The organism is Rhodococcus kronopolitis (assembly GCF_042654025.1).
GTDB lineage: Bacteria > Actinomycetota > Actinomycetes > Mycobacteriales > Mycobacteriaceae > Rhodococcus_G > Rhodococcus_G kronopolitis.
Genome location: NZ_JBHSFO010000004.1, coordinates 366050 through 380632 on the forward strand (window position 1 = coordinate 366050; position 14583 = coordinate 380632).

10 protein-coding genes are annotated in these 14583 nt (G+C 69.3%); 5 read left to right on the top strand and 5 right to left on the bottom strand.

Annotation, left to right across the window (positions count from 1 at the left end; translation table 11 throughout):
• The first annotated feature begins 28 nt into the window (after positions 1 to 28).
• A complete protein-coding gene (locus ACFO6S_RS10600) occupies positions 29 to 628 on the top strand; it encodes a TetR/AcrR family transcriptional regulator (protein ID WP_378416683.1) in 600 nt (199 codons plus the stop codon).
• A gap of 165 nt (positions 629 to 793) precedes the next feature.
• Here ACFO6S_RS10600 and ACFO6S_RS10605 read toward each other — a convergent pair whose 3' ends face one another.
• Entirely contained in the window at positions 794 to 1669 is an 876-nt protein-coding gene (locus ACFO6S_RS10605) for a MaoC/PaaZ C-terminal domain-containing protein (RefSeq protein ID WP_378416685.1), read from the bottom strand.
• On the bottom strand, positions 1669 to 3015 hold the full coding sequence (locus ACFO6S_RS10610; RefSeq protein WP_378416687.1) for a 3-oxoacyl-ACP reductase: 1347 nt from the start codon (positions 3013 to 3015) through the stop codon (positions 1669 to 1671). Before ACFO6S_RS10610 ends, ACFO6S_RS10605 begins: the two co-directional genes overlap by 1 nt.
• 129 nt (positions 3016 to 3144) lie before the next feature.
• On the opposite strand from ACFO6S_RS10610, the gene ACFO6S_RS10615 reads away from it, so the two are divergent.
• From ACFO6S_RS10615 to ACFO6S_RS10625, 3 genes are all read left to right on the top strand, one after another.
• Entirely contained in the window at positions 3145 to 4500 is a 1356-nt protein-coding gene (locus ACFO6S_RS10615) for an acetyl-CoA C-acetyltransferase (protein ID WP_378416689.1), read from the top strand.
• Between the two features lie 896 nt (positions 4501 to 5396).
• Positions 5397 to 6152: a glycoside hydrolase family 19 protein gene (locus ACFO6S_RS10620; protein WP_378416691.1), complete on the top strand. Its 756-nt coding sequence runs from the start codon at positions 5397 to 5399 to the stop codon at positions 6150 to 6152.
• Between the two features lie 794 nt (positions 6153 to 6946).
• Positions 6947 to 9361, top strand: a complete 2415-nt coding sequence (locus ACFO6S_RS10625; RefSeq protein ID WP_378416692.1) for a VanW family protein — start codon at positions 6947 to 6949, stop codon at positions 9359 to 9361.
• Between the two features lie 153 nt (positions 9362 to 9514).
• Here ACFO6S_RS10625 and ACFO6S_RS10630 read toward each other — a convergent pair whose 3' ends face one another.
• The 3 genes from ACFO6S_RS10630 to ACFO6S_RS10640 all read right to left on the bottom strand — a co-directional run bounded on the left by ACFO6S_RS10630 (position 9515) and on the right by ACFO6S_RS10640 (position 13154).
• The gene (locus ACFO6S_RS10630) at positions 9515 to 11350 is read right to left on the bottom strand and encodes an acyl-CoA dehydrogenase (RefSeq protein WP_378416694.1); all 1836 of its coding nucleotides are present in this window, start codon (positions 11348 to 11350) and stop codon (positions 9515 to 9517) included.
• 98 nt (positions 11351 to 11448) lie between these two features.
• Complete coding sequence (locus ACFO6S_RS10635; protein ID WP_378416696.1) at positions 11449 to 12048, bottom strand: class I SAM-dependent methyltransferase; 600 nt, start codon at positions 12046 to 12048, stop codon at positions 11449 to 11451.
• 35 nt (positions 12049 to 12083) lie between these two features.
• Positions 12084 to 13154 (bottom strand): DUF4185 domain-containing protein, encoded by a 1071-nt coding sequence (locus ACFO6S_RS10640; protein ID WP_378416697.1) that lies wholly within the window; start codon positions 13152 to 13154, stop codon positions 12084 to 12086.
• Positions 13155 to 13489: 335 nt separating this feature from the next.
• Here ACFO6S_RS10640 and ACFO6S_RS10645 point away from each other — a divergent pair, with 335 nt between their 5' ends.
• Positions 13490 to 14509: a beta-ketoacyl-ACP synthase III gene (locus ACFO6S_RS10645; protein ID WP_378416699.1), complete on the top strand. Its 1020-nt coding sequence runs from the start codon at positions 13490 to 13492 to the stop codon at positions 14507 to 14509.
• Positions 14510 to 14583: the final 74 nt, after the last annotated feature.

Here is a 14583-nt window from a genome sequence, read left to right on the forward strand (position 1 = left end):
CCGACGGGCCCCCGACTCTGGAGGACTCATGGCTGGCGGAACCAAGCGGCTCCCCCGGGCGGTGCGTGAGCAGCAGATGCTCGACGCGGCCGTCGAGGTGTTCTCCGCCAACGGATTTCACGAGACGTCGATGGACGCGATCGCCGCGACCGCGCAGATCTCCAAGCCGATGCTGTACCTGTACTACGGCTCCAAGGACGAGTTGTTCGCCGCCTGCATCCACCGGGAGGGCCTGCGCTTCGTCGAGGCCATCACGCCGGCGGCGGACCCGCACCTGACCCCGCGCGAGCAGCTGCGCGCCGCGCTGGTGGGATTCCTCGGGTTCGTGGACGAGAACCGGTCGTCGTGGATGGTGCTCTACCGCCAGTCGATCGGCCAGCAGGCGTTCGCCAGTCAGGTGCGGGGGAGCCGGGAGCGGCTGATCGAGCTGACCGCGCGGCTGCTCGAGTCCAGCACCAAGGACCCCGACGAGGGCATGGACTTCGCCATCATGGCCGTCGCCCTGGTCGGCGCCGGTGAGGCGGTCGCGGATCGCGTCGCCGGCGGGGAGATCGCCGTCGGCGCGGCGGCGGACCTGCTGGAGAACCTGGCCTGGCGCGGCCTGGCGGGAAAGAAGCGCGACCACTAGGCACCTGCGGCGCTCGTGCCGCGAACCAGCCGCATGAACGTACCGTTCATTCGATGAGATCGAATGAACGGAAGCGTTCATTCGATCTCATCGAATGAATGTGCCGTTCACTCGTTCGTTCGCCCGCCCGGTGGCCGGGCGAGCGAACGAACGCGGGTCCGACGCCTACCGCAGGGTCGCGGTGAGGTGCGGGTAGCCCTTCTTGGGGTGACGCAGGGCCAGGTCCCATCCCGAACCCTCGGGCCCGGTGACCTCGTCGGCGTACACGTTCACCGTCGCCGGCAGCACCACCGGCTTGCCGAACTTCACCCGGTAGGTGACCGCGTCGGGAATCCGGCCCTCGACCGAGCCGAGCACCGCGGCGGCGCTCCACATGCCGTGCGCGATGGTCCGCGGGAACCCGAAGGCCTTGGCGCCCAAGGAGGAAACGTGGATCGGGTTGCGGTCGCCGGAGACTGCGGCGTAGCGGCTGATGGTCGACTGGTCCACCCGCAGCGTCCGCATCGGGCGCGGCGGCGCGGCCTCGGTGCGGGCCTCCCGCGGCTCCTTCGGCGCATCGGTGGGATGCATCTTCAGGAACGTGCTGACCTGACGCCACACCAGTTCTCGTCCCACCGAGATCTCACTGACGAAGTCCACCTGGGTGCCCTTGGCGTGCGGGCGCAGGTTCTCCGCGTGCACCTTCAGGTCCAGCGGCTCGGCCACCGAGATCGGCCGGAACTGCTCGATCACGTTGTCCGTGTGCACGGAACCGATTGCCGGGAAGGGGAACTCGTTGGCAACCATCAGTTTCATCACCAGTGGGAACACCAGGGTGAACGGGTAGGTGACCGGCAGCGTGTCACCGAATCGCAGGCCGCAGGCGCGGGTGTAGGCGGCCAGGTTGTCCGGGTCCACCCGCACGTCCTCGAGGGCGAGGGTCTGCTCGGGCAGCCGCCTGCTCCCGGACGGGCGCCGCAGCGGCAGCGCGCCCAGCGCCGCCCGGGCGTAGATGTCCAGGGTGCCGGGCCGCTCGCGCAGCCGCACCACCTTGGTGGCCATCAGGCGCCCAGCAGCGACTGGCCGCACACCCGGACGACCTGGCCGGTGACGGCGTTGGACGCGGGGCCGGCGAAGTACGCGACGGTCTCTGCGACGTCGACGGTCTGCCCACCCTGTAGCAGCGAGGACATCCGGCGGCCGGCCTCGCGGGTGGCGAACGGGATGGCCGCGGTCATCGCGGTCTCGATGAACCCGGGGGCGACGGCGTTGATGGTGATCTCGTGCTCGGCGAGCACCGGCGCGGATGCCTGCACCAGGCCGATGACGCCGGCCTTGGAGGTGCCGTAGTTGGTCTGCCCGCGGTTGCCGGCGATGCCCGCGATGGACGAGACGTCCACCACCCGTCCGCCCTTCTTCAGCGCGCCCTTGGCCACCAGGTACTCGGTGATCTTCTGCGGTGCCAGCAGGTTGACGTTCATGACCAGGTCCCAGCGGCTGGAGTCCATGTTGGCGAGCAGCTTGTCGCGGGTGATGCCGGCGTTGTGCACGATGATGTCGGCGCCGTCGTGCCGCTCGAGCAGGTGTGCCGCCAGTCGCTCGGCGGCGTCGGCCGCGGTGACGTCCAGTGCCAGGGCGGTGCCGCCGACCTTGTTCGCGGTCTCCGACAGCGCCTCGCCTGCCGCGGGGATGTCCGCGCACACCACGTGCGCGCCGTCGCGGGCGAGCACCTCGGCGATTGTGGCGCCGATGCCGCGGGCGGCGCCGGTGACCACGGCGACCTTGCCCTCGAGCGGGCGATCCCACGAGTCCGGGGCGACGGAGTCGGCGGCGCCGACCCGGATGACCTGGCCGGAGACGAACGCCGACTTCGCCGAGAGCAGGAAGCGCAGGGTGGACTCGAGCCCGGACAGCCCGGTGGCGGCATCGGGGGAGACGTAGACCAGCTGGGCGGTGCCACCGCGCTGGAGCTCCTTGCCGACGCTGCGGGTGAAGCCCTCGAGCGCGCGCTGGGCGATGTGGGCGTCGACGCTGCCGGTCTCCTCGGGGGTGGTGCCGAGGACGACGATGCGGGCGCACGCGGAGAGCTTGCGCATCTGCGGGGCGAAGAACTCGTAGAGCTGCTCGAGCTCGGTCACCTGGGTGATGCCGGTAGCGTCGAACACCAGTCCGCCGTTGCGGTCGTCGTGCGGCTGGCTGAACGTGTAGTCGGAGAGCAGCGCGCGCACCGGCTCGACGAGGCGGCCGTTGCCGCCGATCAGCAGCGGGCCGGCGAGGGCAGGCTCGCCCGCCCGGTACCGGCGCAGTTTCTCGGGCTGCGGGAGCCCGGTCTGCTTGGCGATGAACGCGCCCGGCGCGGACGAGAGGAACTGGGAGTAGAGGTCGGGAGCGCCCTTGCTGGCTGCCACGGTCCACCTTCTTCGTCGATCGGGCACCCGGGTCCGGGTGCAGTGTCGACATTGAACTTACTCTGGAGTAAGTTCAAAGTCGAGGCAGGACCCCACCGCCGAGCGGATCGCACATACATGGAGACCGACGTGACCCCGAGAGCCCGAACCAGCAAGCCGGCTGCCGCATCCAAGACGGCCAAGAGCGCGGCCCCCGCGCCCACCGGCAGGCAACTGCGCCGCGTCGCGATCGTCGGCGGCAACCGCATCCCCTTCGCCCGCTCCGACAAGGCGTACGCGCAGGCGTCCAACCAGGACATGTTCACCGCCACGCTGGACGGCCTGGTGAGCCGGTTCAACCTGCAGGGCGAGCAGCTCGGCATGGTGGTCGGCGGCGCGGTGCTCAAGCACAGCCGGGACTTCAACCTGATGCGCGAAAGCGTCCTGGGCAGCGCACTGAGCCCGTACACCCCGGCCTACGACCTGCAGCAGGCCTGCGGCACCGGCCTGCAGTCGATCGTCGCGGTCGGCGACGCCATCGCGGCCGGCCGGATCGACTCGGGCATCGGCGGCGGCGTGGACACCACCTCCGACGCGCCGATCGCCGTGAACGACGACCTGCGTGAGTTCCTGCTCTCGATCAACCGCGCCAAGTCCACCGGCGACCGGGTCAAGCTGCTCGGCAACGTCCGGCCGGCGATGGTCGGCCTGGAGATCCCGCGCAACGGCGAGCCCCGCACCGGGATGTCGATGGGCGACCACGCCGCGATCACCGCCAAGGAGTTCGGCGTCCGTCGCGAGGACCAGGACGAACTGGCCGCCGCGAGCCACAAGAACATGGCCGCCGCCTACGACCGCGGCTTCTTCGACGACCTGGTCACCCCGTTCCTGGGCCTGACCCGCGACGACAACCTCCGGCCCGGCTCGACGGTGGAGAAGCTCGCCACCCTCAAGCCGGTATTCGGCACCAAGCTCGGCGACGCCACCATGACCGCAGGCAACTCGACGCCGCTGACCGACGGCGCGTCGGCCGCGCTGCTCTCCACCGACGAGTGGGCGGCGGAGCGGAACCTGCCGGTGCTCGCGTACCTGGTGGACTCCGAGACCGCGGCGGTCGACTACGTGCACGGACCCGACGGCCTGCTGATGGCGCCGACCTACGCGATCCCGCGTCTGCTGGCCCGCAACGGCCTGACGCTGCAGGACTTCGACTACTACGAGATCCACGAGGCGTTCGCCTCGGTGGTGCTCGCGACCCTGCAGGCGTTCGAGTCCGATGAGTACTGCAAGGAGCGGCTCGGCCTGGACGGCGCGCTCGGCGCCATCGACCGCAGCAAGCTCAACGTGAACGGATCGTCGCTCGCGGCCGGGCACCCGTTCGCCGCGACCGGCGGCCGCATCGTCGCGTCGCTGGCGAAGATGCTGGCAGAGAAGGGGTCGGGCCGTGGCCTGATCTCGATCTGCGCGGCGGGTGGCCAGGGCGTCACCGCGATCATCGAGCGCTAGACCGAACAACCCGCCAGATCCACCAAGAGGGGGTCGCCGAGCCTTGCTCGGCGGTCGAGGTACGGCCCGGAATCATGTTGATTCCGGGCCGTACGTCGTTCTGGGGGAAGAACGCGAGCCATCGCCGTCCACGCAGTTGGGCCCGCCGAGTTGCGGGGCGGGACGAGGCGCCGCGTTCCCGCACGCATGGGCGGTGCGAGGCAGGGCCGACCGACAGTCGGCGGGTCCCAGACCCGACCTCACGGCAGCGCCGGGTGTGGGACGGGTGGGGCGCGTGTTCGGTCTCGGGAAGGTTACGGATGGCCCGCTGGTGGTGTTCGTGTCGTTATCAAGTGCGCATCAGCACCGGGACGGGGGATGTTAGCTGGGGCACTGATCTGCCGCCCTGGGCCGGGTCGCGGAGGTGGCCCGTGACTGGCGGTGCGACCGCTACGGAACGGCTACGAACGCCGCCTCCCGCGCCGTGTGTCGCCTTCCCCTCCCGCATCGGATCGAAACCAGTATTCCGAATAATGCTGTTGTAGTACAACAATTTTCATTCGAGTTCGATGATCCGAGCCGCTCGCCCGTCGGTGCGTTTCCGGCGGCCGTCAGATTGCGGGAGTGTTGCCGCATCGGGTACTTCTGGACGGTGTACGAACCGTTCTGAATGTCAACTCGACACGCCACAAACTCGAGTGTGACGCTCGTCTCGATTGGTTGAAATGTTGGCCACCTGCGACGTTACCTGGTTGTGACCTAATTGCTGCTCGACGGTGATCTGAGGGATGGGGAAGTCCTTCGAACACCCGCGGCATCCGTTCGCCAGGCCGACGCGCCTTTCGGCCGAATCTTGGAGTCCGACCTTGCACGTTTCACACTCGCGCCATTTCCGTGCGGCCATTGCCGCCGCCGCCTTGACCACCTCGGTCGTCGGTTTCGTCGGCCCCGGCGTCGCCGCGGCCGACACCGCTGACACCGTCGCCGCGGGCGTCGTCGCCGCGCCGGTCCGGTTCCACGAGGCTGGCGACCTGTTCAAGACCCTCAAGTTCGGCACGCTGCCCGGCGCCGACTCCGGGTCGGCCGACGAGGCTGCGCCCGCGTCCGCGGAGCCGGCACCGGAGGCCGTTCCGGCACCCCCCGCTGCGGTGACCCCCGACGAGCTGGCACGCATTGTGCCCGGCATGCCCGCGGAGAAGATCGCGGCGTACGTCGAACCCCTGAACGCGGCGATGGCCCGCGGCGGTATCGACAACCCCGTCCGCCAGGCCGCCTTCATCGCGCAGCTCGCCGTCGAGTCCGACGGGTTCCGGACGTTCGAGGAGTACGCGTCCGGGCGAGCCTACGAGGGCCGAGCGGACCTCGGCAACATCCAGGCGGGTGACGGGGAGCGTTACAAGGGCCGCGGCGCCATCCAGATCACCGGCCGCCACAACTACGAGCAGGTGAGTCAGTACACGGGCGTCGACTTCGTCGCGCAGCCCGAGCTTCTCCAGGCGCCGGAGAACGCCTTCACCACCGCCGCCTGGTACTGGACCTCGCGGAACCTCAACCAGGTCGCCGACACCGCCGGCATCGTCCGGGTGTCCGAGCTCGTCAACGGCGGCCACCACGCCCTCGAGCGGCGGGTGCAGGACTTCCAGCGCGGACTGGACGTTCTGCTCCACCCGTGACGCCCACGGCGGTCGCCGCCGTCGAGCGCTGACGCGACTCACCACACAGGGCCCTTCTGTTCGGTACCCACCGAACAGAAGGGCCCTGTTCTGTTTGCTCCGGGCCGGTGCGTCCGCACCAGTCCCGCGTGGTCACCCGCGCTGAGGCGGCGGACGGAGTCGACGGTGACGACCGTGGGCCGTTTCCGGGCCGCTCTCGGTGGCCGCCGCCGAATATGGCGCGCCCGGCCGTCACGTCGGTGTGCGCGGTCCGCCCGATAGCGACCGAGTTGCCAGCCGGACTGGGCATTGCTGCCCCGGAGTGACGCGTTGGACACGGACACGCCGTGGTGATGCGGGCATCAGGCCCCCGGTGTGCGGATCGCGCCGTAGCGTCATACCCAATCGCCGTCGGTTTGCTCGGGGGATGGTCGAGTGCGGACGGTCGCTGCGAGTGTGCGGCGCTGCCCGGCGACGGCCACGGTCCGACGGTTGCCGCAAGGAGCCTGCATGTAATGCCTGGTAGGGGCACGAATTGCGGCATCGGAAACCGGATCGGAAATCTCTTGTGATGGATGTGTAACGCCTTGTGATCCGACCCCGATACCCAAGTAGTCCCGCGTTGCAGCCAGACCCCCGACCCGGCTGCAATGCGGGACTACCTATATCTGCGGGCCGTCGTCGCCCCTCCTCCGTGCCCCCCTTCGGCCGATTCCCGGCCCACGTATCGGCAGTGCACGTTTTGTCCCGTCTACCCTTGAGTTTCGGAAATGACCTGGCTTCGGCGGGGTGAAGCAATCAGTGGGAGGGCCGTGATGATCGGCGCCAACGGCGACATCGGTGGAGATTCGGGCAAACGGGCGGAAACCGGCCCCGAATCGGAGGCGCGGGACACCGCGCCCGACGTCGACGAGGGGAAGACGGAACGGATCTCGCTCGAGCGCGATATCGCCCCCGAGACCACGGCTGACGAGGTTGCCACGTCCGCGGCCGACGCCGAGGCAGCGCACGACACGGAGGCTGTGAACGCCGCCGACGCCGTGAACGAGGTCGCCACCCCCGCGGGGTCCGCGGTCGATGTGAATCCGTCCGCGGATGCACCGTCCGCGGGTGCTGACCCCGACTTGCCCGATGACTCCGCGGCGCCGGTGGACGCATTCACGGTGCCCGCCGTTGATCAGGGGGAGGTGCAGACCGAGGTGCTGTCCGTGGTGCGGGTCGAGCCGACGGCGGCCCAGTCGTCGGAAGAGCCGCCGACCACCGTCGTCGCCCTGCCGCGGTCGATCACTCCGTCCTCGCAGCCGCAGCCGCAGCCGCAGCCGCAGCCGCAGCCGCAGCCGCAGCCGCAGCGGGCTGCGCCGCAGCCGCACCAGGCTCAGGCTCAGGCGGCCCAGCAGGCCCAGCAGGCCCAGCAGGCCCAGCAGCAGGCTGCGCCGCAGCTCCACCAGGTTCAGGCCCAGGTTCACCTGCCCCAGCACGCTCAGCCCCAGTCGCCGCCCTCGGAGCCCCGGGGACTCAACTCCGACCCCGTGCCCTCCGACCGCACGGGCGGTCCCGGTCGGGCCACCGGCGTGAAGGTCGCGATCGGTGCGGCCGCCGCGCTCGCCGTCGGAGTCCTCGCGTACGGGATCGACTACGCGACGTCCGCGGACGCTGTGCCGCGCGGTGTCTCCGTGGCGGGTGTCGACGTCGGCGGGCTGGCCCCGGAGGAGGCCGAGGAGCGCCTTCGCGCGGAGCTCGGCCCGCGGGTCTCGCAGCCTGTCGCGGTGACCGCCGGCGAGGTGACCACCGAGATCGTTCCGGAACAGGCCGGACTCGGAGTCGACTGGTCCGCCACCCTGGATCGGGCGGGGGCCCAGCCGCTGAACCCGGTGACCAGGCTGACCTCGTTCTTCTCCCATCGCGAGATCGGGACGGTCCCGACGCGGGACGACGTCCTGCTCACCGCCGCCGTCGAGGGACTGCGGCCGCAGACGGACCTCGCGCCGGTCGAGGGCGGTGTCGTGTTCGCCGGCGCAACCCCGACGGCGGTGTCGCCGCGCGTCGGCCAGAGCCTCGACGGTGCGGGCGCCGTCGAGGCCCTGGCCGCGGACTGGGCGGCCGTCGGGGGCGTCGAGCTGCCGGTCAACCTGGCGCCGGTCTCGGTAACGCAGGCCGGAGTGGACCGCGCGCTGCAGGACGTCGCGATCCCGGCCACGGTCGGGGACATCACCGTGACCGGGAAGGACGGCGAGTCGGCGGTGCTGCGACCCGACGACGTCGGCGCGGTGCTCTCGTTCGTGCCGGACGGCAACGGCGGGCTGGCCCCGAAGTTCGACACCGGAGCCGCGATCGGGCTGCTGGCCCCGCAGTTGGCGTCCACGGAGGTCAAGCCGCGGGACGCGAGCTTCACCTTCGCCGGCAGTTCGCCGACGGTGGTGCCGTCGGTCAGCGGCAACATGGTCGAGTGGCCCAAGACTCTCGCGCAGCTGCCGGAGCTACTGGCCGATCACGGAAACCGCACCGTTGCAGCGGTTTACGAGACCAAGGAGCCGGCGCTCACCACCGCTGCCGCAGAGGGTCTCGGCGTCCGTGAGGTGATCGGCGAGTACACCAGCGGCGGCTTCGAGTACGCGTCCGGCGTGAACATCGGGCTCGCCGCCGAGGAGATCAACGGCGCACTGGTGAAGCCGGGGGAGACCTTCTCGCTCAACGGTCACACCGGCCCCCGCGGCGCGGCCCAGGGCTACGTCGAGTCCGGGATCATCAACAACGGCAGGCCAGACAAGGCGGTGGGCGGCGGCATCAGCCAGCTCGCGACCACGCTGTACAACGCGTCGTACTTCGCGGGCATGAAGGACGCCGGACACACCGAGCACAGCTACTACATCTCGCGTTACCCGGCCGCCCGTGAAGCCACCGTGTTCGACGGCGCGATCGACCTCAAGTTCACCAACACCGCCCCGACGGGCGTGGTGATCGAGGCGGTGGGCACGGATTCCGATGTGACGGTGCGCTTCTGGGGAACCAAGTCGGTGGACGTGGAGTCGATCTCCGGAGATCGGTACGCCGAAACCTCGCCGAACACGGTGAACCTGCCCAGCGGTTCCGGTTGTATTCCGTCCAGCGGCGCAAAGGGGTTCACCACCAGCGACACCCGGGTGATCACCGATCGCCGGACCGGTGAGGAGATCTCGCGGCACACCCGGACGGTCAAGTACGACCCGGTGCCGATCGTCAACTGCAAGTAGGGTCAGCCGGCGACCGCCGCCACGGCCGCGGTCGCCGAACCTCCAGGGCGACAAGAGGCCAGGCGCAGACAACACTGCCGCGCACCGGAGAACCGGTGCGCGGCAGTGTTTTCGGTGTTGCCGGGTGTCTCCACCCGGCGGACTCGGAAGCTCCTAGAAGGCGGCCTCGTCGAGTTCCATGATGTCGTTGTCGACGGCCGCGACGATCGCGCGGCTCGCGGTCAGCTCCGGCAGCACGTTCTTCGCGAAGAAGGACGCGATGGCGACCTTGCCCTCGTAGAAGGGCTTGTCCTTCTCCGATGCGCCGCCGTCGAGGGCCGCGAGGGCGATCTCGGACTGGACCAGCAGACGCCAGCCGATCAGCAGGTCGCCGACGGCCATCAGGAAGCGCACGGAGCCGAGGCCGACCTTGTACAGCTCGGTCGGCTGCTCCTGCGCGCCCATCAGGAACCCGGTGAGGGTGGCGGCCATGGTCTGGACGTCCTCGAGGGCGGTGGCCAGCAGGGCGCGGTCGCCCTTGAGGCGGTCGTCGCCGGTCTCGCTGTCGATGAACTGCTTGACCTGCCCGGCCACGTGGGCCAGGGCGACGCCGCGGTCGCGGGCGATCTTGCGGAAGAAGAAGTCCTGCGCCTGGATGGCGGTGGTGCCCTCGTACAGCGAGTCGATCTTCGAGTCGCGGATGTACTGCTCGATCGGGTAGTCCTGCAGGAAGCCGGAGCCGCCGTAGGTCTGCAGGCTGTCGGTCAGGTACTGGTAGGCCCGCTCGGAGCCGACACCCTTGACGATCGGGAGCAGCAGGTCGTTGACGCGGAACGCGGTGTCCTTGTCGGCGCCGGAGACCAGCTTGGCGACCTCTTCGTCCTGGTGCGCCGCGGTGTAGAGGTACACCGCGCGCAGTCCCTCCGCGTACGCCTTCTGCATCGCGAGGCTGCGACGGACGTCCGGGTGGTGGGTGATGGTCACGCGGGGCGCGGCCTTGTCGGTCATCTGCGTCAGGTCGGCACCCTGCACGCGCGCCTTGGCGTAGTCGAGCGCGTTGAGGTAGCCGGTGGACAGGGTGGAGATGGCCTTGGTGCCGACCATCATTCGGGCGTGCTCGATGACGTCGAACATCTGGGCAATGCCGTTGTGGACCTCGCCGACCAGCCAGCCCTGGGCCGGCACGCCGTGGCCGCCGAAGGTCAGCTCACACGTGGTGGACGCCTTCAGGCCCATCTTGTGCTCGACGTTGGTGACGAAGACGCCGTTGCGCTCGCCGAGCTCGTTCTTCTCGAAGTCGAAGTGGATCTTCGGGACGAAGAACAGGCTCAGGCCCTTGGTGCCCGGTCCGGCGCCCTCGGGGCGGGCCAGCACCAGGTGGAAGATGTTCTCGAACATGTCGTCCGAGGTGGCGGACGTGATGAAGCGCTTGACGCCCTCGATGTGCCAGGAGCCGTCGTCCTGCTGGATCGCCTTGGTGCGCCCGGCGCCCACGTCGGAGCCGGCGTCCGGCTCGGTGAGGACCATGGTGGCGCCCCAGCCGCGCTCGACGCAGGTGGCGGCCCACTGCTTCTGCTCGTCGGTGCCGTTGGTGTAGAGCACGTTCGCGAAGGACGGGCCGGCCTGGTACATGAAGGCGGCGGGCTGCGCGCCCAGCATCATCTCGGCGATGGCCCACACCAGGGCGCGGGGGACCGGCACGCCGCCGATCTCCTCGTCGAGGCCCATGCGGTACCACTCGGCGTCCCACATGGCCTTGAAGGACTTCTTGAAGGGCTCGGGCAGGGTCGCCTCGTGCGTCTCGGTGTCGAACACCGGCGGGTTGCGGTCGGCGAAGGCGAACGACTCTGCCAGCGGACCCTCGGCGAGGCGCGCGACCTCGGACAGCATGTCCTTGATGGTCGCGGCGTCCAGGTCGCCCCAGGTGCCTGCGCTCAGTGCGTTCTCGAGACCCAGCACCTCGAAGAGGTTGAACTCCAGGTCACGGACGTTGCTCTTGTAATGGCCCATGTCTTCTTACTCTCCCGGTGAGGTGCGGTCTCGCTGTGTCGGTACCGCCCAAGTATAGCTACTCGTCGGTAACTTAGGCGATGTTACTCGCGATTCAGTTAGCTGCCAAGAGGTGGATTCGTCGCGATCACCACCAGGTCCTCTGTGACGCCCGATTCGGTGCCACGACCCTGTGGCGTGATCGTGACCCGGAGCCCGGTCCCTTCCAGATCCTCGGCGAGTTCATTTGGGCGGCAGAGTGTTTCGAGCTCGACGGGGAACTCCGAATGCTCGGTGGCGGCGTGTCCGAGGATCAGCAGGGTGCCGCCCAGGGTCAGCGCGCCCGCCGCTCGGCGCAACAGCGCCCGCCGCTCCGACCTGGGCAGATGCAGGTAGGACAGGAGTACGAGGTCATAGTCCGACGGCAGTTCGACCTGCGTCACATCGGCACGCACCCAGTCGACGCGATCGCGGACCGACCTGGGCGAATGCGCGGCCGCGCGGTGGCCCTTGGTCAGCGCGACGGTGGAGAAGTCCACCGCCGTCACGCGCCACCCCCGGTTGGCCAGCCACAGCGCGTTCCGGCCCTCTCCGCAGCCGAGGTCGAGCGCACGACCGGCGGTCAGGGCGGTCGCCACTGCCACCACGGTCGGATCGGCCGCCGCGCCCCAGGTGAGTTCGTCGCCCGCGTACCTGGCGTCCCAGTCGTGTGCATCCATGCGCGTGACCGTAGTGGTGGGGTCGGCCCCCTCGGTCAGCGGTTGAGCTGGGTGTGCATCAGCAGCACGTTGTAGTTCGAGTGCACGGTGGTGAGGAAGTAGAGGTCCGGTCCCGACGACCAGGGATGGATGTAGGCGCCGTAGGCGGTCGGCAGCTCGCGGGCGTCGAGCAGCACCTCGGGTGGGCTCCACGGGCCGCTGGGGCTGGGTGAGCGGCGCATGACCACCGAGTTGAAGTCGTCGGTGGTGAGCATGACGAACTGTCCGAGGAACTCGTTGTACGCGACGGAGAGCTCCCCGACGCCGCCCTGCACGATCGGCGCCGCGGCGTTGACGTCGCCCTTCTTCCACGCGGTGCCGTTCCAGTACTCGTAGGCGCCGAGGTCGCGGATCGCCTTCTCCGGCACCCGCGCGACGTAGACCAGCCCGCCGCGGCCCGGCGGGGTGCCGTACTCGTAGACGAATCCGCCGTCCTTGACGAAGGCGTTCATCTGGAAGTTCCGGTTGCCTCCGGTGCTGGGACGGTTGGTCTCGGTGGCCTGCGTCCAGTTCTCGCCGTTGTCGGTGGAGAAGGACAGGCCGGAGTAGTTCGTCTCCCACTGTCCCGGCGTGCCCCAGTTCTTGACCGACATCAGAGACATGTACTGCACCCCGTCGACGGCGACGCCGGCCGTCGGGATGCGGCTGATCTCAATGAACGGGATCTTCGGACTGGGCACCAACTCCTTCGCCTGGCCCAGGAGGTCGCGCGGCGTGCTGCCGAAGGTCATGCCGTCGGCGAGGTTGCGGTCGTCGCTCCGGTACAACGTGTTGCTGCGCCAGGACCACAGGCTGCCGGCGAGCAGATTTGGCACGCCGAGGCCTGCGGTGTCGCCGAACGCGGTGAGGACCTCGCCGCGGCCGTTGTCCCACATGATGCCGAGATCGGTGCCGAGGACGTTGGTGTCCTGGGTCCGGTTGGGGCTGAGCAGCCCGGTGGCCTGGGCCACCGCGGTGGTGCGTCCGTGCAGCGTGGGCAGGCCGTTTGTGCCGTTCAGGCCAGGAATTGGATTCACCGTGTTTGGGTCGGCGGCGGCGGGTGCGGCGAGCACCAGCAGCGTCGCCATGCCAAGAATCGAAGCTTGTACAAGTGCCCTGGTGCGCGCAGTCCTCACGAGAAATCCCTCCGGCTTCCGTGTGTGGGGTCAGCCGGTGTACGGCTCGGTGAAACGCCGCCGACACCGACGTACATGTTAGTGACGCAGCACACATTTGTCCGTGTGAGTTGCGGGGCTGGTGTGAATCGGGAGGTTTCGCCACCGCCGCCGACGGCTAAACTGAAACAGGTTCTTGTCCGAGTTCGTGTCGGGGCGAGGGCGTCGCACAGTACGGTGTCGTGAGAAGTTCGCCGGTTCGACCGGGTGCCCGATGCGGCATTTTTGAAACAAGAGGAGACATGGTTATGGGCGCAGTTATCGCGAACTCGACGGAGCTTCGGCATTCCGCGTTGCTCGGTTTGGGTGCGTACCGCCCGAAACGTGTCGTGACCAACGACGAGATCTGTGAGCACATCGACTCGACCGACGAGTGGATCCAGTCGCGGTCGGGCATCAAGACCCGGCGGTTCGCCGGCGAGGACGAGTCGGTGCTGGCGATGTCCATCGAGTCGGGACGCCGCGCGCTCGAGGCCGCGGGCGTCAGCCCCGAGCAGATCGGCGCGGTCGTCGTCGCGACCTCGACCTACCCCGTGCAGACGCCGTCCTGCTCCGCGCTGGTCGCGGACGCGCTGGGCACCGGCGGGGCGGGCGCGATCGACGTGCACGCCGGCTGCGCGGGCTTCTGCTACGCGCTGGGCCTGGCCTCCGACCTGGTGCGCGCGGGGACCGAAGAGTACGTCCTGGTGATCGGTGTGGAGCGGATGAGCGACTCGACCGAGCCCACCGACCGCTCGGTGCGCTTCATCTTCGGCGACGGCGCGGGCGCCGTGGTCGTCGGCCGCGGCGAGGAGACCGGAATCGGACCCGTCGTGTGGGGTTCGGACGGCGCGCAGGGCACCGCGATCCGCCAGGAGCCGGACTGGGTCGACTTCGCCACCAACCCGACCCAGAAGCGGCCGTGGATCAAGATGGAGGGCACCTCGGTGTTCCGCTGGGCCGCCTTCGAGATGGGCAAGATCGCCCTGCAGACCCTCGACAAGTCCGGGGTCGCCATGGAGGACCTGGACGCGTTCATCCCGCACCAGGCCAACGCCCGCATCACCGACGTGATCGCTCGCAGCATCCACCTGCCGGAGACCGTCGCGGTGTCCAACGACATCGCCGAGACGGGCAACACCTCCGCCGCGTCCATCCCGCTGGCGATGGAGGAGATGCTCCGCACCGGCAAGTCCAAGGAAGGCGACACGGCGCTGCTGGTGGCGTTCGGCGCGGGCCTGGCCTACGCCGGCCAGGTCGTGAAGATGCCGCGGCTCGCCGAGGCCTGATCCTCGCTTGTTGTCCCTGAGGGCGTTCCCCACGATCGTGTGGGGGACGCCCTCAGTCGTTTCCGTGCCGGACG

Coding starts and splice junctions, on each gene's coding strand:
- ACFO6S_RS10645 (WP_378416699.1), top strand. CDS start 13,490: ATGGGCGCAGTTATCGCGAACTCGACGGAGCTTCGGCATTCCGCGTTG.
- ACFO6S_RS10605 (WP_378416685.1), bottom strand. CDS start 1,669: ATGGCCACCAAGGTGGTGCGGCTGCGCGAGCGGCCCGGCACCCTGGAC.
- ACFO6S_RS10600 (WP_378416683.1), top strand. CDS start 29: ATGGCTGGCGGAACCAAGCGGCTCCCCCGGGCGGTGCGTGAGCAGCAG.
- ACFO6S_RS10625 (WP_378416692.1), top strand. CDS start 6,947: ATGATCGGCGCCAACGGCGACATCGGTGGAGATTCGGGCAAACGGGCG.
- ACFO6S_RS10640 (WP_378416697.1), bottom strand. CDS start 13,154: ATGGCGACGCTGCTGGTGCTCGCCGCACCCGCCGCCGCCGACCCAAAC.
- ACFO6S_RS10630 (WP_378416694.1), bottom strand. CDS start 11,350: ATGGGCCATTACAAGAGCAACGTCCGTGACCTGGAGTTCAACCTCTTC.
- ACFO6S_RS10635 (WP_378416696.1), bottom strand. CDS start 12,048: ATGGATGCACACGACTGGGACGCCAGGTACGCGGGCGACGAACTCACC.